Origin of the sequence: Burkholderia sp. HI2500 (assembly GCF_002223055.1) — a bacterium.
In the GTDB taxonomy this organism is placed as follows: Bacteria; Pseudomonadota; Gammaproteobacteria; order Burkholderiales; family Burkholderiaceae; genus Burkholderia.
In genome coordinates, this window is sequence record NZ_NKFL01000002.1 from 112,338 (window position 1) to 131,205 (window position 18,868).

At 68.5% G+C, this 18,868-nt stretch carries 16 protein-coding genes; 10 read left to right on the top strand and 6 right to left on the bottom strand.

Features of this window, described 5'->3' with window-relative positions:
• Positions 1–223: 223 nt before the first annotated feature.
• Both CFB45_RS00610 and CFB45_RS00615 read right to left on the bottom strand, forming a co-directional pair.
• Positions 224–1,732: a class I adenylate-forming enzyme family protein gene (locus CFB45_RS00610; RefSeq protein ID WP_089424163.1), complete on the bottom strand. Its 1,509-nt coding sequence runs from the start codon at positions 1,730–1,732 to the stop codon at positions 224–226.
• Between the two features lie 57 nt (positions 1,733–1,789).
• Complete coding sequence (locus CFB45_RS00615) at positions 1,790–3,442, bottom strand: acyl-CoA dehydrogenase family protein (protein ID WP_089424164.1); 1,653 nt, start codon at positions 3,440–3,442, stop codon at positions 1,790–1,792.
• A 120-nt stretch (positions 3,443–3,562) separates the two neighbouring features.
• On the opposite strand from CFB45_RS00615, the gene CFB45_RS00620 reads away from it, so the two are divergent.
• From CFB45_RS00620 to CFB45_RS00635, 4 genes are all read left to right on the top strand, one after another.
• Positions 3,563–4,231 (top strand): TetR/AcrR family transcriptional regulator, encoded by a 669-nt coding sequence (locus CFB45_RS00620; RefSeq protein WP_089424165.1) that lies wholly within the window; start codon positions 3,563–3,565, stop codon positions 4,229–4,231.
• A 210-nt stretch (positions 4,232–4,441) separates the two neighbouring features.
• Positions 4,442–5,596, top strand: coding sequence for a pyridoxal phosphate-dependent aminotransferase (locus tag CFB45_RS00625; RefSeq protein ID WP_089424166.1), 1,155 nt, complete (start codon positions 4,442–4,444; stop codon positions 5,594–5,596).
• Between the two features lie 57 nt (positions 5,597–5,653).
• Positions 5,654–6,442 (top strand): ABC transporter substrate-binding protein, encoded by a 789-nt coding sequence (locus tag CFB45_RS00630; RefSeq protein ID WP_089424167.1) that lies wholly within the window; start codon positions 5,654–5,656, stop codon positions 6,440–6,442.
• A 15-nt stretch (positions 6,443–6,457) separates the two neighbouring features.
• Positions 6,458–7,888 (top strand): FAD-binding oxidoreductase, encoded by a 1,431-nt coding sequence (locus tag CFB45_RS00635; RefSeq protein WP_089424168.1) that lies wholly within the window; start codon positions 6,458–6,460, stop codon positions 7,886–7,888.
• 45 nt (positions 7,889–7,933) lie between these two features.
• Here the strand turns inward: CFB45_RS00635 and CFB45_RS00640 are convergent, their stop codons facing one another.
• The 3 genes from CFB45_RS00640 to CFB45_RS39310 form a co-directional block, all read right to left on the bottom strand.
• Positions 7,934–8,506: a PadR family transcriptional regulator gene (locus CFB45_RS00640; protein ID WP_089424169.1), complete on the bottom strand. Its 573-nt coding sequence runs from the start codon at positions 8,504–8,506 to the stop codon at positions 7,934–7,936.
• A 68-nt stretch (positions 8,507–8,574) separates the two neighbouring features.
• Positions 8,575–9,006 (bottom strand): Cd(II)/Pb(II)-responsive transcriptional regulator, encoded by a 432-nt coding sequence (cadR, locus tag CFB45_RS00645; protein WP_011350541.1) that lies wholly within the window; start codon positions 9,004–9,006, stop codon positions 8,575–8,577.
• Between the two features lie 59 nt (positions 9,007–9,065).
• On the bottom strand, positions 9,066–9,608 hold the full coding sequence (locus CFB45_RS39310; protein ID WP_256978052.1) for a hypothetical protein: 543 nt from the start codon (positions 9,606–9,608) through the stop codon (positions 9,066–9,068).
• Between the two features lie 27 nt (positions 9,609–9,635).
• On the opposite strand from CFB45_RS39310, the gene CFB45_RS00650 reads away from it, so the two are divergent.
• A complete protein-coding gene (locus CFB45_RS00650) occupies positions 9,636–11,744 on the top strand; it encodes a heavy metal translocating P-type ATPase (RefSeq protein ID WP_256978053.1) in 2,109 nt (702 codons plus the stop codon).
• Positions 11,745–11,754: 10 nt separating this feature from the next.
• A complete protein-coding gene (locus CFB45_RS00655) occupies positions 11,755–12,126 on the top strand; it encodes a zinc ribbon domain-containing protein (RefSeq protein WP_089424171.1) in 372 nt (123 codons plus the stop codon).
• 85 nt (positions 12,127–12,211) lie between these two features.
• On the opposite strand, the gene CFB45_RS00660 is transcribed toward CFB45_RS00655, so the two are convergent.
• The gene (locus CFB45_RS00660; RefSeq protein WP_089424172.1) at positions 12,212–13,090 is read right to left on the bottom strand and encodes an AraC family transcriptional regulator; all 879 of its coding nucleotides are present in this window, start codon (positions 13,088–13,090) and stop codon (positions 12,212–12,214) included.
• 277 nt (positions 13,091–13,367) lie between these two features.
• Here CFB45_RS00660 and CFB45_RS00665 point away from each other — a divergent pair, with 277 nt between their 5' ends.
• From CFB45_RS00665 to eutC, 4 genes are all read left to right on the top strand, one after another.
• Entirely contained in the window at positions 13,368–14,831 is a 1,464-nt protein-coding gene (locus CFB45_RS00665) for a mechanosensitive ion channel (RefSeq protein ID WP_089424173.1), read from the top strand.
• 324 nt (positions 14,832–15,155) lie between these two features.
• Positions 15,156–16,568 carry an ethanolamine permease gene (gene eat, locus CFB45_RS00670; protein ID WP_039351387.1) on the top strand — a complete coding sequence of 471 codons (1,413 nt, stop codon included), beginning with the start codon at positions 15,156–15,158 and terminating at the stop codon, positions 16,566–16,568.
• Between the two features lie 89 nt (positions 16,569–16,657).
• Entirely contained in the window at positions 16,658–18,055 is a 1,398-nt protein-coding gene (locus CFB45_RS00675) for an ethanolamine ammonia-lyase subunit EutB (protein ID WP_089424174.1), read from the top strand.
• The gene (eutC, locus tag CFB45_RS00680) at positions 18,052–18,846 is read left to right on the top strand and encodes an ethanolamine ammonia-lyase subunit EutC (RefSeq protein ID WP_089424175.1); all 795 of its coding nucleotides are present in this window, start codon (positions 18,052–18,054) and stop codon (positions 18,844–18,846) included. The genes CFB45_RS00675 and eutC overlap by 4 nt, the downstream gene beginning before the upstream one ends.
• Positions 18,847–18,868 lie beyond the last annotated feature (22 nt).

The following is an 18,868-nucleotide window of genomic DNA, read 5'->3' on the forward strand; positions in this document are numbered from 1 at the left end:
TAGATGGAATGGCTGCCTAGAGACGCTATTCCAGATAAGAAACGTGGATCAATCGGACGAATATGATTCAGTGCGGGTAACTTCTATTACTTGTTCCGTTCCGCTTGTTGCATTGGCGTTGCGTGCGCGAATGCGTGGGATCGGGTGTCGCGGATAGGCATGGGTGCCGTATCCCGCAATACGAGTGTGCGAGTTAGCAGTGTGCCGGCTCAATCGGGGATGCTCATTCCCTGCGCCCGCGCAGCAGGAACTTCTGCAGCTTGCCCGTCGGCGTGCGCGGCAGCGTTTCTGCGAACACGAACTCGCGCGGAATCTTGTACGCGGCGAGCCGTTCACCGCAGAACGCGCGCAGCGCGTCCGCATCCGGCGCCGCGTTCGCGCGCAGCACCACATGCGCGACGACCGTCTCGCCCCAGTCGGGATGCGGGACGCCGACGACGGCCGCCTCGGCGATGTCCGGATGCGCGCCGAGCACGTCCTCCACTTCCTTCGAATAGACGTTCTCACCGCCCGTCACGATCATGTCCTTCAGCCGGTCGACGATGAACAGGTAGCCATCCTGATCGATCCGCGCGATGTCGCCGGTGCGATACCAGCCGTCCGGCGCGAACGCGGCGCGCGTCGCGGCCGCATCGTCGAGATAGCCGAGCATCATGCTGTCGGTCTTCAGCCAGATCTCGCCGGTCTCGCCCGGCTGCGCGTCGAGGCCGTCCATCCGCACGACGCGCAGGTCGACGCCCGGGCCGCCGGTGCGGCCGATCGAACCGGCCTTCGCGATCTGCTCGTCCGGATACAACGTGGTGCCGGCCGGGCCGGCTTCCGTCATGCCATACACCTGGAAGAACGCGTTGCTGCGATACGCACGCGTGAGACGTTCGGCCTGCGCGGGGCCGATCGGGCCGCCGCCGTACAGCCACGCGCGCACGCTCGACAGGTCGAACGCCGCGAAGCCGTCGATCGTGTCGAGCGGCAGCAGGTACGACACCGGCGCGCCGAAATACAGCGTCACGCGCTCGCGCTCGACGGCCTGCAGGAAGCGCAGCGGATGGTATTCGCGCAGCAGCACGACGGTGCCGCCCGCGTACAGCGTGCCGCCGAACCAGTTGTTGAGCGGCGACGAATGCCAGATCGGCATCGCCATCAGCGTGCGCTCGTTGCGGCCGATACCGGTCGCGAGCGCCGCCTGCATCGCCGCGAGCGTCACGGTGCGGTGACTGTGCACGCAGCCTTTCGGGTGGCCGGTCGTGCCGGACGTGTAGAGGATCTGCGCGATGTCGCCGTCGGCGGGCTCGATGCCCGCGAGGCCGTCCATCGTCGCGCACAGCGTGTCGAAGCACGGCACGCCGTCGAGTTCGCCTTCGGTCACGAGCCGCCGCGCGGGATGCACGAGGCGTTCGACCACCGGCGCGAGCGCCACGTCGAACAGCAGCGCCTTGCTGCGGCTGTGTTCGAGCACGTAGTCGACTTCCGGTGCCTGCAGCTTGTGGTTGACCGGCACGAACGTCGCGCCGAGCCGCCACGCGCCGAACATCAGGTCGACGAAGCCCGGCGTGTTGAAGCACATCGCGGCGACGCGGTCGCCGGCCGCGACGCCGAGCGCGCTCAGCACGGCTGCCGCGCGGTGCGAGCGCTCGCGTGCGGCGGCATAGGTGATCGTCGCGGATTCGCTGACGAGGAACGGCTGGTCGGGCGTCGCACGGGCGGCGCGGTCGAGGGCGGCGACGAGGTTCATCGTGACTCCGGGCGGGCGAACGAAGGCGCTGGGCCTTACCAAGCTATCCAAAGGGCATCAGGCCGGGTACGCGCGCTGCAGCAGCGCGGCGACGTCGATCGCGTGCGGATCGAAGCCGCCCGCGATGCGGCCCCAGTCGGGCGCGGCGAGCCGCGTCGCGACGAATGCGTCGGCCACGGCCGCCGGCGCATCGCGGCGCAGCAGGCACGCCTGCGCGACCACCGCGAGCCGCTGCGCGAACACGCGGCCCGACGCCTCGAGCGTGTCGGCCGGCGCCGCGAGCATCGCGCGTAGCGCATCGAGCGCCGTGCGGATGCGCGGTTCGCCCGCGCCGAGATCGGCGAGTTCGGCGAACAGCGCGGCGGCTGCGTCGGGCTCGCGCGATATCGCGCGCAGCACGTCGAGGCACATCACGTTGCCCGAGCCTTCCCAGATCGAGTTGACGGGCGCCTCGCGGAACAGCCGCGCGATCGGGCCGTCGTCGACGTAGCCGTTGCCGCCGAACACTTCCATCACCTCGCCGGTCAACTCGACCGCGCGCTTGCACACCCAGAATTTCGCCGCGGGCGTGACGATCCGCTTCCATGCGCGTTCGCGCGGCGAGTCGTCGCGCTCGAACGCGTCGGCGAGACGCATCGACAGCGACAGCGCGGCTTCGCTCTCGAGCGCGAGATCGGCGAGCACGGTGCGCATCAGCGGCTGCTCGGCGAGCGCGCGGCCGAACGCATGGCGCTGGCGCGTGTACGCGATCGCCTGCACGACGCCCTGACGCAGCATCGCCGCGCTGCCGAGCACGCAGTTCAGCCGCGTGGTGGTGGCCATCTCGATGATGGTCGGAATGCCGCGGCCTTCGTCGCCGAGCATGATGCCCCACGCGTCGTTCAGCTCGATCTCGCTGCTCGAGTTGCTGCGGTTGCCGACCTTGTCCTTCAGCCGCTGGATCTCGACCGCGTTCTTCGTGCCGTCCGGCCGCCAGCGCGGCACGTAGAAGCACGACGGGCTGCCGGCTTCGGTGCGCGCGACGACGAGGTGCGCGTCGCACATCGGCGCCGAGAAAAACCACTTGTGGCCGCGCAGCCGGTATTCGCCGCCGCGGCCGCCCGCGCCGACGGCGGTCGCGAGCGTCGTGTTCGCGCGCACGTCGGAGCCGCCCTGTTTCTCGGTCATGCCCATGCCGAACCAGATCGAACGCTTGTCGGCGACCGGCACGTCGCGCGGATCGTAGTCGTTGCTGTAGAGCTTGTCGCGCAGCAGGTCCCACAGCGCGGGCTCCTTCTGCAGCACGGGAATCGCGGCCTGCGTCATCGTCGCCGGGCACAGCGTGCCGGCCTCGATCTGGCCATGCAGGTAGAAGCCGGCCGCGGTCGCGGCCCAGCGGCCGCGACGCGTGTCGCGGAACGCGAGCGACACGAAGCCTTCGTGGCGGTACTGGCCGAGCAGCGTGTGCCACGCCGGGTGGAAGTCGACGCGGTCGATGCGCCGGCCGCGCCGGTCGAAGGTGTGCAGTTCCGGCGTGTGGTGGTTCGCTTCGTCGGCGAGGCGCGCGGTGTCGGCGCTGCCGAGCCGCGCGCCGTAGGCGTCGAGCTGCGGCACGGCCCAGTCGGCGCCCGCGCGGGCGAGCGCGTCGCGCAGCGCGATGTCCGTCGCGAAGAGGTTATAGTCGACCAGTTCGTCGAACTGGTTCGTGACGGCGTGAGTCGATTCGGTCATCGAGGTGTCTCCGGTCTCATGCTGCGCGGGCGGCCGGCGTCATGCCGCACGGATGACGCTTCGGCGCCGGCTCCGACCCCCGGTAAAACGCATTCCCTGCTGATTCCCAGAGTAGCAAATATGCCGCCGCGACATGTTCAGGTTCCGGCGCCGCCCGGCCAGCCGGCGGCGCAACCCGCGCCCGCCTTGCGCCGCCGGCCGCGCCAGTCGCGCGCACAGGCGAGTTCCGACGCGCTGCAGCAGGCGTTCGTTCAGCTTTTGCTCGAACGCGGCTACGCGAAGGCGACGATCCGCGAGATCGCGTCGGTCGCGGGTGTGAGCATCGGCACCTTCTACGAATACTTCGGCGACAAGCAGAGCCTCGCGGCGCTCTGCATCCACCGGCACGTACAGGCGATGGCCGACCGGCTGCGCGATGCCATCGCGCGGTTGCACGGCGCGCCGCGGGCCGAACTCGCCGCCGCGCTCGTCGACCTGCAGGTCGACGCGATCGGCGCCGACGCGGCGCTGTGGGGCGCACTCTTCGCGCTGGAGCGGCAAGTGTCGCCGCTCACCGCCTACCGCCGGCATTACGACGCGTATGTCGCGCTGTGGCGTGACGCGCTCGCGCACGCGGCCGATCCGCCGCCGGCCGCGCGGCTCGATGGGCTCGCGCGGATGGCGCACACGATCTGCTACGGCGGGCTTTCGCAGGCGTTGCTGACGCTCGGGCCCGCGTTCGACATCGCCGCGCTGCGCAGTGAACTGCGGGCCGTGCTGCTCGCCTACCTGGCGGCGGCCGGCCGGTAACAGGCCCTAGGGGAAATGCCTGATTCGCATGTCGCCCCGGCAGGCTAGCCTTGCCGCTGCGTACCCCTTCCCACGGGCCATGAGAAAAATGCATGGCCGCCATGACGAACTTTCGATTGTCCACCGATATTGGCTCGGGCTAAATCGTGCGACAGATGCAGGCCGCGCGTGTCGCGCGCGGCCGCCCGAAGGACATCAGAAGGAGGAGTCATGCGAAGCGCGACCGCGCCCCGTTCGAAACTGCCCGACGTCGGGACGACGATCTTCACGGTGATCGGCCAACTGGCTGCCCGGCACGATGCGTTGAACCTGTCGCAGGGGGCGCCGAATTTCGCGCCCGATCCGGCGCTCGTCGAAGGCGTTGCGCGCGCGATGCGCGACGGGCACAACCAGTACGCGCCGATGGCCGGCGTCATGGCGCTGCGCGAGCGGCTCGCCGAAAAGACCGAGGCGCTGTACGGCCCACACTACGACCCGGCCACGGAAATCACGGTGATCGCCAGCGCGAGCGAAGGGCTCTACGCGGCCATCAGCGCGCTCGTGCATCCGGGCGACGAGGTGATCTACTTCGAGCCGTCGTTCGACAGCTATGCGCCGATCGTGCGGCTGCAGGGCGCGACGCCGGTGGCGATCAAGCTGTCGCCCGAGCATTTCCGCGTGAACTGGGACGAAGTCGCCGCGGCGATCAACCCGCGCACGCGGATGATCATCGTCAACACGCCGCACAACCCGACCGCGACGGTGTTTTCGGCCGACGATCTCGAACGGCTCACGCAGCTCACGCGCGATACCGGCATCGTGATCCTGTCCGACGAAGTTTATGAGCACGTCGTGTTCGACGGCGCGCAGCATCAGAGCATGGCGCGCCATCGCGAGCTGGCCGAGCGCAGCGTGATCGTGTCGTCGTTCGGCAAGTCGTTCCACGTGACGGGCTGGCGGGTCGGCTATTGCCTCGCGCCGGCCGAGCTGATGGACGAGATCCGCAAGGTGCACCAGTTCATGGTGTTCGCGGCCGACACGCCGATGCAGGTCGCGTTCGCGGAGATCCTCGCGCGGCCGGACAGCTATCTCGGCCTGTCGGCGTTCTACCAGGCCAAGCGCGACCTGCTCGCGCGCGAGCTGGCCGATTCGCGTTTCGAGCTGCTGCCGAGCGAAGGCTCGTTCTTCATGCTCGCGCGCTTCCGGCACTTCTCGGACGAAAGCGACAGTGATTTCGTGCTGCGCCTGATCCGCGATGCACGCGTCGCGACGATTCCGCTGTCGGCGTTCTATACCGACGGCACCGACGCCGGCGTGATCCGGCTCAGTTTTTCGAAGGACGACGCGACGCTGGTCGAAGGCGCGCGGCGGCTGCGTTCGCTGTAAAGCCCGTACGTCAACCGGCGACGGGAGCGTCGCACCGACCAGACACAGGAGATCACGATGAATCACACGACCACCCTGAAACTCGCGTTCGCACTCGCGTGCGCCATCGGCTCGGGCGCGGCGCTCGCCGATGCGCAGACGCTGCGCTTCGGCCTCGAAGCGCAATACCCGCCGTTCGAATCGAAAGCGCCGAACGGCGACCTGCAGGGCTTCGACATCGACGTCGGCAATGCCGTCTGCCAGACGGCGAAGCTGTCGTGCAAATGGGTCGAGACGTCGTTCGACGGCCTGATTCCCGCGCTGCAGGGCCGCAAGTTCGACGCGATCAACTCGGCGATGAACGCGACCGAGCAGCGGCGCCAGGCGATCGACTTCACGACGATCATCTATCGCGTGCCGACCCAGCTGATCGCCCGCACCGGCAGCGGCCTGCTGCCGACGCCGGAATCGCTGAAGGGCAAGCGCGTCGGCGTGCTGCAGGCATCGATCCAGGAAACCTTCGCGAAGGCGCACTGGGAGCCGGCGGGCGTCGCGGTCGTCGCGTACCAGGACCAGAACCAGGCGTACGCGGACCTCGTGGCCGGCCGTCTCGATGCGACGCTCGTGCTCGCACCGTCCGGCCAGCGCGGCTTCCTGTCGCGTCCGGACGGCAAGGGCTTCTCGTTCGTCGGCCAGCCCGTGCGCGACGACAAGATTCTCGGCAATGGCATCGCATTCGGGCTGCGTAAAGGCGACAGCGCGCTGAAGGCGAAACTCGATGCGGCGATCGACAAGCTGAAGGCGGACGGCACGGTGAAGTCGCTCGGCCTGAAGTATTTCGGCGATATCGACATCTCGGCGAAGTAAGCGGAGCCGCGCGCGATGCAGAACCGGAACACGGCCGCCGCGGGTGGCGAACAGGGCGGCGCATCGTTGTCGGGTGATGCGGTCGAAGCCATGCTCGTCGCCGAACTGGGCGATGCGCTCGTCACGCGCTCGGCGGACATCGATCCGCGTTACTTCACCGCGTACAACGAGCCGGCCGGCGTGCGGCCGCGCGCGCTGGTGCGACCGCGCAGTGTCGACGACGTGTCGCGCACGCTCGCGCTGTGCGCGCGGCTCGGCCAGCCGGTCGTGCCGCAGGGCGGTTTGACGGGACTCGCGCGCGGCGCGGTCGCGCTCGGCGGCGAGGTGGTGCTGTCGATGGAGCGCTTCGCGGGCATCGAGGCGCTCGACGCGGCGGCCGGCACGATGACGGTACACGCCGGAACGCCGCTGCAGACGGTGCAGGAAGCTGCGGAAGCGGCGGGTTTCACGTTCGGCGTCGATCTCGGCGCACGCGGCTCATGCCAGATCGGCGGCATGCTCGCGACCAATGCGGGCGGCACGCGCGCGATCCGCTACGGGATGATGCGCGAGCAGGTGCTCGGGCTCGAGGCGGTGCTCGCGGACGGCACGGTCGTGTCGTCGATGAACCGGATGCTGAAGAACAATGCGGGCTACGACCTCAAGCAGCTGTTCATCGGCAGCGAAGGGACGCTCGGCGTCGTCACGCGTGCGGTGCTGCGGCTGCATCCGCTGCTGGCCGCGCCGGCCACGGCACTTTGCTGCGTGCGCGACTACGACGCGGTGGTCGCGCTGTGGAACCGCGTGCGCATGTTGCCGGAGGTCGTCAGTTTCGAGGCGATGTGGCCGGCGTTCTACGACTACGTCGCGCGTCATACGCCGGGTGTTTCGGCGCCGTTCGTCGGCGACGATGGCTTCGCGGTCCTGATCGAATGCGCGACGAGCGCGCCTGGCGGCGATGCGCACCAGGCGCTGGAAACCGGCCTCGCGGCGGGGTTCGACGCAGGGCTCGTGGAGGATGCGGTGCTCGCGACGTCGGAGCGGCAGGCGCGCGACTTGTGGACGCTGCGCGAAGGTCTCGCGATCGACGCGCTGCCGCAACTCGTCAACTTCGACGTGAGCCTGCCCACGGGCGAACTCGGCGCGTTCGCCGAGCACTGCGAGGCGGCGTTGCGGGCGCGCTGGCCGGACGTCACGTGCCTGTTCTTCGGCCATGTCGGCGACGGCAACGTGCATATCGGCGTGTCGCTGGCCGGGATGACCGACACGGACCTCGATGCGCTCGATCATTGCGTGTACGCGGTGGTGCGGGACATGGGCGGCTCGGTGTCGGCCGAGCACGGGATCGGCGTGCTCAAGCGCCCCTATCTCGCGCATACGCGCAGCGACGCGGAAATCGGATTGATGCGACGCCTGAAGGCCGCGCTGGATCCGCTCGGCATCCTGAATCCCGGCAAGGTGCTTTGATCGGGGCGACGCACGTTGCCGGCGCGAATCGGCCTGCGTGACGCGTCAGCCGTCCACCCAACGCAGCGCACCGATCTTCAGGTGCTCGACGACGCTGCGCGCCCAGTCGAGTTCGGCATTGAGCAGGACGAGCGCATGCTCGTTCTGCAGCAGGAACAGGCGCGGCACCTGGTCGGCCTGCGCAGTGGCGCGCAGCGTTTCGAGGCGTTCGCGCTCCGCGTCGAGCCGTGTGATCCGAAGCTCGAGCTGGTGGCGGGCGTCTTCGGCATCGAGCAGCGGCAGGAACGCGAGACCGGCGCCGAACGCCGGGAATTCACGCGCGGGTTCCGCGAGCAGCGCATGCAGCCACGCCTGCCCCGCCGTGTGGCCGGCCTCGGTCAGCGCATACAGCGTGCGCTCCGGAAACGCGCCGTCGCGCTCGGTGTCATGCACGGCGATCAGCCCGTCGCGCAGCAGCCGGTCGATCGTCTGGTAGAGGCTGGTGCGCTGGCGCACGTTGACGACTTCGTCGTATCCGCGTGCCTTCAGTTGCTGCAGCATCCCGTAGGGATGCATCGGCGTTTCGGTGAGCGTCGCGAGGACGGCCAGCGCGAGCGGGGACGGGCGACTGGTGGACATGAATAGTTATTCAATATCTAGTAAGAATATAACTATTCTCAACCAGACTATCATATTTCACAAGGGTTTCAGCCGAGGTGCGAGCGCTTCGCGGCCGGGGCGACGGTTTCCATCGTCGCGAGACCGTGCACGATGCCGCAATCCTCGACCGAATGCTCGCCGACGCACTGGCGGCGCAATTCGGTGAGCTGGTCGCGTAGATGTGTAAGTTCCGCGAGGCGCGCATCGACGTGCCCGATGTGTTCGTCGAGCAGTGAGTTGATCGAGTCGCAGGGGTCGGCCGGCGTGTCGGTGAGCTGCAGCAGCGCGCGGATTTCGTCGTGCGCCATGTCGAGCGCGCGGCAGTTGCGGATGAAGCGCAGCCGTTCGACGTGCACGTCGGTGTAGTTGCGGTAGTTCGAGTCGGTGCGCTCCGCATCCGGCATCAGACCCTCTTTCTCGTAGAAACGGATCGTCTCGGGTGTGCAGCGGGCCGCTTTGGCCAGTTCGCCGATCTTCATACCTTTCTCCCGTGCAAGGGTTGACCTTGTAGTGGCTTCAGGGTGTTAACTCTACACCGTTAGCCATTGAGGAGGTTGTCATGACCGACGCCCAGCGTACCCACGACCCACGACACCGTCATGCCGGCGGCGCCGCCCCGTGCTGCGCCGACGCGCACGATACGGATACGGCCACCGTCGCCGATGCGGCGCCGGTGGCCGGCGAGCACGCGCACGGTGAGGTCGCTGCAGCGCGCGGCGCGCAGCCGCATGCGCGCAGCCACGATCTTGAACATGATCACGGGCACGCGGGTCGTGAAGAGGGTCACGTCCACGGCGCCGGTTGCAGCCACGGCAGCGGCGAGGAACATGACCACGACCACGGTCCTGAGCATGCACACGAGCACGGCGACGGGCATGTCCATGGCGCCCCCTGTGCACACGGCAGCGCCGCGCACGACCATGCCGGTCACGACCACGACCACGACCACGACCACGACCACGACCACGACCACGACCACGACCACGACCACGACCACGACCACGCGGCCGGCGATTGCTGCGCGCCCGCCGCGCTGACGCTCGCGCCGCTGCCGGTCGCGCAGGCGACCGCGTCGGGTCACGTGCGCTCCGCATTCCGGATCATGCAAATGGACTGCCCGACCGAGGAAACGCTGATCCGCAAGAAGCTCGGCGGGATGAGCGAAGTGTCGGCGCTCGAATTCAACCTGATGCAGCGGATGCTGACGGTCGAGCACGTGCCGGACGCCCAGCCGGCGATCGAAAGCGCGATCCGCTCGCTCGGGATGACGCCCGAGGCGGCAGCGCCCGGCGCACCGGCCGCGCGCGTCGCTGACGCACCCCCGAAGCCGTGGTGGCCGCTGGCACTCGCCGGTGTCGCCGCGATCGCGTCCGAAGGCGCGACCTGGGCCGGCCTGCCCGTGTGGCTCGCGGCGGCGCTTGCGCTCGCGGCGGTGCTCGCGTGCGGGCTCACCACGTACAAGAAGGGCTGGATCGCGATCCGCAACGGCAACCTGAACATCAACGCGCTGATGAGCATCGCGGTGACGGGGGCGATGGCGATCGGTCAGTGGCCGGAAGCCGCGATGGTGATGGTGCTCTTCACGATCGCCGAGCTGATCGAAGCGAAGTCGCTCGACCGGGCACGCAATGCGATCCAGGGCCTGATGCAGCTCGCGCCGGACACCGCGACCGTGCAGGACGCCGACGGGTCGTGGCGCACGATCGAGGCCGCGCAGGTGGCGCTCGGTGCAGTCGTGCGCGTGAAGCCGGGCGAGCGGATCGGGCTGGACGGCGAAGTCGTCGCGGGCCGCTCGACGGTGAACCAGGCGCCGATCACCGGCGAGAGCCTGCCCGTCGAAAAGACGACCGGCGACGCCGTGTACGCGGGCACGATCAACGAATCGGGTTCGTTCGACTATCGCGTGACGGCCGTCGCGGCCAACTCGACGCTCGCGCGGGTCATCCACGCAGTTGAAGAAGCGCAAGGCGCGAAGGCGCCGACGCAGCGCTTCGTCGACCAGTTCGCACGCGTCTACACGCCGATCGTGTTCGCGGTCGCGCTGCTGGTCGCAGTGGCGCCGCCGCTCGTGATGGGCGGTGCGTGGCACGACTGGATCTACCGCGCGCTGGTGCTGCTCGTGATCGCATGCCCGTGCGCACTGGTGATCTCGACGCCGGTGACGATCGTGTCGGGGCTCGCGGCCGCCGCACGACGCGGGATTCTCGTGAAGGGCGGCGTGTACCTGGAAGAAGGGCGCAAGCTCGCGTGGCTCGCGCTCGACAAGACCGGCACGATCACGCACGGCAAGCCGGTGCAGACCGACTTCGACCTGCACGCGACCGACGCCGACGAGGCACGCGTGCGGCACCTCGGCGCGAGCCTCGCGGCGCGCTCCGATCACCCGGTGTCGCAGGCGATCGCAACGGCTGCCCGCGACGGCGGCACGACGGCATTCGCCGATGTACAGGACTTCGAAGCGATCGTCGGGCGCGGCGTGCGCGGCACGATCGACGGCACGCGCTACTGGCTCGGCAACCATCGGCTCGTCGAGGAACTCGAGCGCTGCTCGACGGCCCTCGAAGCGAAGCTCGATGCGCTCGAGCGGCAGGGCAAGAGCGTCGTGGTGCTGGTCGACGAAGCGCGTGTGCTTGGCATCTTCGCGGTGGCCGACACGATCAAGGAGACGAGCCGTGAAGCGATCGCGGATCTGCATGCGCTCGGCATCCGCACCGCGATGCTGACCGGCGACAACCCGCATACCGCGCAGGCGATCGCGCAGCAGGCCGGCATCGACGACGCACGCGGCAACCAGTTGCCGGAAGACAAGCTCGCGGCGGTCGAGGAGCTGTCGGCCGGCGGCGCGGGCGCGGTCGGGATGGTCGGCGACGGGATCAACGACGCGCCGGCGCTCGCGCGCGCCGACATCGGCTTCGCGATGGGCGCGATGGGCACCGACACGGCGATCGAGACGGCCGACGTCGCGCTGATGGACGACGACCTGCGCAAGATCCCCGCGTTCGTGCGGCTGTCGCGTGCGACGCATCGTGTACTGGTGCAGAACATCGGCTTCGCGCTCGGCGTGAAGATCGTGTTCCTCGGCCTCACGGTCGCGGGGCTCGGCACGATGTGGATGGCGGTCTTCGCCGACGCGGGCGCAAGCCTGATCGTCGTGGCCAACGGTTTGCGGCTGCTGTCGTCCTCTGGGGCGTTCGGCGGCGCGCAGGCCAAGCGTTGAGGAGCGGGCGATGAGCTTTCTGAAACGAATCCTGGGCGGCCATGGCGGTGGCCATGGCGGCGGGCACGGCAACAATAGCGGCCACGGTGGCGGGCATCACGGCGGGCAGCGCCGGGACGGGCACGACGGCCACGATGCGCGCGGCCGTGATCGCCACGGCTGGGGCTGGCAGGCGCCGGCTGACAGTCGAAGCGGGCAGGCCGGCGGCAACGTGCCGCTGACTCAGCTCGCCTGCGCGGGCTGCGGCGCACTCAATGCGGCGGATGCGCGCTTCTGCGCGCAGTGCGGTGCCGCGCAACGCGGCAAGTCCTGCAGCCGCTGCCACTCGGCGCTGGCGGACGACGCGCGGTTTTGCCCCGGGTGCGGGACGCAGGCTGCGTAAGCCGGTTGGTCCGCGCATTCGCGCCGGCGGTGTGTGAACGCCAGCCGGCGCGCTTCGTTTCAGGGCCGCCGCGCAGGCCGTTCGATCAGCGCAGCGGCAGGTAGATCTCGGTGCGCAGGTCGGCCGGCGCGGCATCCATCGGCGTATTGAGGTACAGCTCGAACGGCGGCGCGTCGGCGGCTTCACGGCCCGAGTGACGCAGCCAGTCGCCGTAGAGCCACTGGTAGGCCGTCTTCAGGTCTGCATACGGCCCCGTATGCAGCAGCACCGCATATTCGCCGCCCGCGACCGTCGCACGCTCCACCGGCGGCGCGGGTTCGATGTCAGGCGCACCGTCGGCCGGCATGAAGCACGCTTTCGCGCGCAACTGCGCTTCGGGCGTCGTGTCCGGATCGTCGTAAAAAATCCCGATCATCTTCGCGCCCGGGCCGATCAGCCCGCGCGGACCGGCCCACGCACCGATCCGGGCGAACGCGTCGCCGACCTTCAAGTACGACCCGGTGTGCGCCACCGCATAGCCGTGTAATTCCGGTAGCCGCCGAATCTCGACTTCATGCTTGAACATGTCTGCTTCTCCTCGCTGTAACGGATAGATGGGCCGGTGGCTGCCCGTGCGACGGTGCTGCACGGGCGGCACGCCGTAGGCGTCGCGAAACGCCCGCGCGAACGCATGCGTCGAACCGTAGCCCGCGCGCCGCGCGATTTCGTCGATCGGCCGCGCCGTGCACACGAGATCCTCGGACGCGCGCACGATCCGCATCCGCCGCACCGTCAGCACGATCGACTCGCCATACAGCGCGCGATAGACACGCTGCCAGTGATACGGCGACAGGCACGCAACTTCGGCGAGCCGGTTCAGGTCGAGCGGGCCGTCGAGGTGTGCGCGGATGTACTCGTGCACGCGCGCCACGCTCGCCGCATAGCGAAGCCAGGCGGGCGGGTCGGGTTTCGTTTCGATGGTCATCGGCGTGTCAGGGCAGGAACCGACGTCACGGTAGCACGGCCCGATTTGATAAATCTTGCGGAAATGCGTAGGAGGCCAACGAGTCGAGCCCCATTTTATTTTGGCGAAATGGGGTCTTGCCCCCCTGCGATCTATGACTAAAGTTAAAGACGGTGAAATCGGGTGATCGCGTCATTTTTCTCGGGTAAGTTGCTCCGTCGGGGCAGCACGTTTTTCGAAGTACGCAGGTAGTTCGTCGATGTTCAATCGCAACACCACGTTTTCGGGAGAAGAAGAAATGGATGCTTCCAGCTTCATCACGTCGCTGCAGACCACGCTAGGGGGGTATCTGCCAAAGATCGCCGGCGCGATCGGCATCCTGGTGATCGGCTGGCTGATCGCCGTCGTCGTGCGGGCCGGCGCGATGCGCCTGCTCAGTGCGCTGAAGGTCGATCAGCGGATCAACGAAAGCACCGGCCAGGGCGCCTGCGTCGAGCGCATCATCGCGGGCGGCCTGTTCTGGCTCGTGCTGCTCGTCACCGCGGTGGGCATCTTCAACGTGCTCAACCTGTATGCGGTGTCCAACCCGTTCTCGCTGCTCGTCACCCACATCGTCAACTACCTGCCGAACCTGATCGGCGGCGCGGCGCTGACGCTGATCGCGTGGCTCATCGCGTCGCTGCTGCGCAGCCTCGCGAACCGCGCGCTGAAGGCGAGCAAGATCGACGACAAGCTGTCCGAAGGCGCCGGCATGCAGCCGATGACCGGCTATCTCGGCGACGTGCTGTTCTGGCTCGTGATCCTGATGTTCCTGCCGGCGATCCTCGCGTCGTTCGCGCTGTCGGGGCTGCTGTCGCCGGTGCAGGGGATGGTCGACAAGCTGCTCGCGATCGTGCCGAACATTTTCGCGGCCGCGGTGATCGGCATCGTCGGCTGGATCGTCGCGCGCGTGCTGCGCGGCCTCGTGACGAACCTGCTCGTCGCCGCCGGCGCCGACCGCCTCACGCAGCGCCTCGACAGCCCGACGCCCGTGCGCGTGTCGAGCCTGATCGGCACGATCGTCTACGTGTTCGTGTTCGTGCCGACACTGATCTCCGCGCTCGACGCGCTGAAGATCGACGCGATCTCGGTGCCGGCCACCAACATGCTGAACCAGTTCCTCGGCGCGGTGCCGGACATCGTCGCGGCGATCGTGATCGTGCTCGTGACGTTCTACTTCGCGCGCTTCGTCGCGTCGCTCGCGCAGAAGCTGCTGGAGGCCGCGGGCGCCGACGGGCTGCCGGCCGTGCTCGGCGTCGAGCGCGTGTTCTCGGGGATCCTGCAGCCGTCGGTGCTGGTCGCGCGGCTGATCGTGTTCTTCGCGATGCTGTTCGCGTCGGTCGAAGCCGCGAACCGGCTCGGCTTCTCGCAGGTGCGCGACGTCGTCACGCTGTTCATCGAATTCGGCGGCCACGTGCTGATGGGCGGCGTGATCCTCGTGATCGGTGTGTGGCTCGCGGGCCTCGCGCGCCGCGTGATCGAGCAGGCCGACCGCGAGCACAGCGTGCTGTTCGCGCGCATCGCGCAGTTCGCGATCCTGGGCCTCGTGTTCGCGATGGGGCTGCGCGCGATGGGCATCGCGAACGAGATCGTCCAGCTTGCCTTTGGCCTCGTGCTCGGCGCGATCGCGGTGGCGGTGGCGCTGTCGTTCGGCCTCGGCGGCCGCGAAGCGGCCGGCAAGCTGCTCGACCGCTGGTTCAACCAGCGCGGCGGCGGCCAGTAACGCCACCGTCGCGCCTCCGTCCGGCCGCGCTGCATGGCCGGACGGCGCTGCGGCCGCGTATGTATCCGGTCGGGCGGGAACGCCACGCGACAGCGTCCGCTCGGGCGGCGCCGCCAGCGCCCGGCTGTCGGCGTTCGGCGAAGGCTGTCGCTGTGCCGCCTGCGGCGTGTCGGCTTCGTCACGCGTTCCGTGTCGGCATTTCCGCAAGCGAAATGTCAGCCGCGATCTTTGCCGAATTTCGATAACACGTCGTTTAATGACTCTCTAGCATCGATTCTCAGTCGCGCAGGCCGGCAGGCACGGCGCCTTTGAGGAGAGAGTCCGATGAAAGCAGAGTCGAATGGCCGGCCCGCCGCCGGCGCCAAGTCGTCCGGCCAGCCCGCGCTGCAGCAGACGCTCGGGACCTGGCAACTGTGGGGCATCGCGGTCGGCCTCGTGATTTCCGGCGAGTACTTCGGCTGGAGCTACGGCTGGGCGAGCGCCGGCACGCTGGGCTTCGTCGTCACCGCGTTGTTCGTCGCGGCGATGTACACCACCTTCATTTTCAGTTTCACCGAGCTGACGACGTCGATCCCGCATGCGGGCGGCCCGTTCGCGTATGCGCGCCGGGCGTTCGGCCCGACCGGCGGCTATCTCGCCGGTGCGGCGACACTCGTCGAGTTCGTGTTTGCACCGCCCGCGATCGCACTCGCGATCGGCGCGTACCTGCACGTGCAGTTCCCGGGCCTCGAGCCCAAGCATGCGGCAATGGGCGCGTATCTCGTGTTCATGGCGCTGAACATCGTCGGCGTGCAGATCGCGGCGACCTTCGAGCTGGTCGTCACGCTGCTCGCGATCTTCGAGCTGCTGGTGTTCATGGGCGTCGTGTCGCCGGGCTTCGCGTGGAGCAACTTCATGAAAGGCGGCTGGTCGGGCGCCGATCATTTCAGCGTGGGCGCGTTCCACGGGATGTTCGCGGCGATCCCGTTCGCGATCTGGTTCTTCCTCGCGATCGAAGGCGTCGCGATGGCCGCCGAGGAAGCGAAGAACCCGAAGCGCTCGATCCCGATCGCGTACGTGGCCGGGATCCTGACCCTCGTTGCACTGGCGATCGGCGTGATGGTGTTCGCCGGCGGCGCGGGCGACTGGACCAAGCTCGCGAACATCAACGATCCGCTGCCGCAGGCCATGAAGTACATCGTCGGCGCGAACAGCGGCTGGATGCACATGCTCGTGTGGCTCGGGTTGTTCGGGCTGGTCGCGTCGTTCCACGGGATCATCCTCGGCTATTCGCGCCAGATCTTCGCGCTGGCCCGCGAAGGCTACCTGCCGGAATGGCTCGGGAAGGTGCATCCGCGCTTCAAGACGCCCCATCGCGCGATTCTCGCGGGCGGCGTGGTCGGCATCGCGGCGATCTACAGCGACGAGCTGATCCAGTTCGGCGGGCAGACGCTGACCGCGAATATCGTGACGATGTCGGTATTCGGTGCGATCGTGATGTATATCGTGAGCATGGCGTCGCTGTTCAAGCTGCGCCGCTCGCAGCCGAACATGGCGCGGCCGTTCCGCGCGCCGCTGTACCCGATCTTCCCGGCGTTCGCGATCCTGGCCGCGCTCGTCTGTCTCGGTACGATGATTTACTTCAACGGGCTGGTCGCGCTGGTGTTCCTCGGCTTCCTCGCGTTCGGCTACGCGTACTTCCTCGCGACGCGTTCGCAGCGTGCGAGTGCGCCCGGCGACGTGCTGCTGGAGGAGTGAGCAGGTGCAGGTGAACGGCCGTTCCTGACGGCATCCGGCGCGCCCCGTCGAACGGGCGCGCCGTCGGCTTTTGGCAAGGAGATTCGCAGATGTCCTATACGGAGACGATCGGTTCGCGCACGTACCGTTTCGCGGACCTGAAGACGCTGCTCGCGAAGGCGAGCCCGCTGCGTTCCGGCGACCAGCTCGCCGGTGTCGCGGCGGCGAGCGAGGAGGAGCGCGTCGCCGCGAAGATCGCGCTCGCGGGCGTGCCGCTGAAGGCATTCCTGAACGAAGCGGTGATCCCGTATGAAGACGACGAGGTCACGCGCCTCATCGTCGACGATCACGATGCGGCGGCCTTCGCGGAAATCTCGCACCTCACCGTCGGCGAGTTCCGCAACTGGCTGCTGTCGCCGGCCGCCGACGGCGCGGCGCTCGAACGGGTCGCGCCGGGCCTCACGCCCGAGATGGTCGCGGCGGTGTCGAAGCTGATGCGCAACCAGGACCTGATCGCGGCGGCGCGGAAGCGCCGCGTGGTCACGCGCTTTCGCAACACGGTCGGGCTGCCGGGCCGGATGTCGGTGCGGCTGCAGCCGAACCACCCGACCGACGACGTCAAGGGCATCGCCGCCTCGATGCTCGACGGGCTGATGTACGGCTGCGGCGACGCGATGATCGGCATCAACCCGGCCACCGACAGCCTCGCGGCGATCGTGAAGCTGCTCGCGATGATCGACGGCTTCCGCGAACGCTACGGCGTGCCGACGCAGTCGTGCGTGCTCACGCACGTGACCAACACGATCGCGGCGGTCGAGAAGGGCGCGCCGGTCGATCTCGTGTTCCAGTCGATCGCGGGCACCGAGAAGGCGAACGCGAGCTTCGGGATCTCGCTCGCGCTGCTCGGCGAGGCGCGCGAGGCCGCGTTGTCGCTCAAGCGCGGCACCGTCGGCAACAACCTGATGTACTTCGAGACGGGGCAAGGCAGTGCGCTGTCGGCGAACGCGCACTTCGGCGTCGATCAGCAGACCTGCGAAGTGCGCGCGTATGCGGTGGCGCGCAAGTTCGAGCCGTTCCTCGTGAACACGGTGGTCGGCTTCATCGGGCCGGAATACCTGTACGACGGCAAGCAGATCATCCGTGCGGGGCTCGAGGATCACTTCTGCGGGAAGCTGCTCGGCGTGCCGATGGGCTGCGACATCTGCTACACGAACCACGCGGAAGCTGACTCGGACGACATGGATACGCTGCTGACGCTGCTCGGTGCGGCCGGCATCAACTTCATCATGGGGATTCCGGGCGCGGACGACGTGATGCTGAACTACCAGAGCACGTCGTTCCACGACCAGCTGTACGTGCGCGAGGTGCTGGGCCTGCGCCGCGCGCCGGAATTCGAGGAGTGGCTGGAGACGATGGAGATCGCCGACGCGCACGGCGCGCTGCGCGCGGCGACGTCGCGCGTGCCGCTGCTCGCGGGCGCGAACGACTGGATGGGGATTTCGGCATGAGCGACGCCGTCGAAAAGAACCCGTGGGCGCAGCTGAAGTCGTTCACCAACGCGCGGATCGCGCTCGGCCGCGCCGGCAACAGCCTGCCGACCGCGCCGCTGCTTGCGTTCAACCTGTCGCATGCGCAGGCGCGCGACGCGGTGCACCAGCCGCTCGACGCGGACGCGCTGCGGCGCGAGCTCGACGCGGCCGGCTTCGCGACGCTCGGCGTGCAGAGTGCCGCGCCCGATCGCCAGCATTACCTGCGCCGGCCCGACCTCGGCCGCAAGCTGTCGGATGACGGGCGCGCGCTGCTGGCGGCGCACGGCGACGCGGTGACGGGCGACGGGCCCGACGTCGTGTTCGTGGTCGGCGACGGGCTGTCGGCGTTTGCAGCCGCGAAGCAGGCGCTGCCGTTGCTGCAGGCCGTGCGGCCGCGGCTCGATGCCGATGGCTGGCGGATCGGCCCGGTGGTGGTCGCGACGCAGGCGCGCGTCGCGCTCGGCGACGAGATCGGCGAATTGCTGCGTGCGAAAGTCGTCGCGATGCTGATCGGCGAACGGCCGGGGCTCAGCTCGCCGGACAGCCTCGGCGTGTACCTGACGTGGGCGCCGAAGGTCGGCTGCCACGACGCATTGCGCAACTGCATCTCGAACGTGCGGCCTGAAGGGCTGCCGTACGCGGGGGCCGCGCACAAGCTGCATTACCTGATGACGCACGCGCGACGGCTCGGGCTGACGGGCGTCGGGTTGAAGGACGACAGTGATGCGTTGCTGCCGCAGGCGGAGGCGGAGCGGATCGGGGCGGAGTGAAAAGGGCCATGCGCGGGCCGCC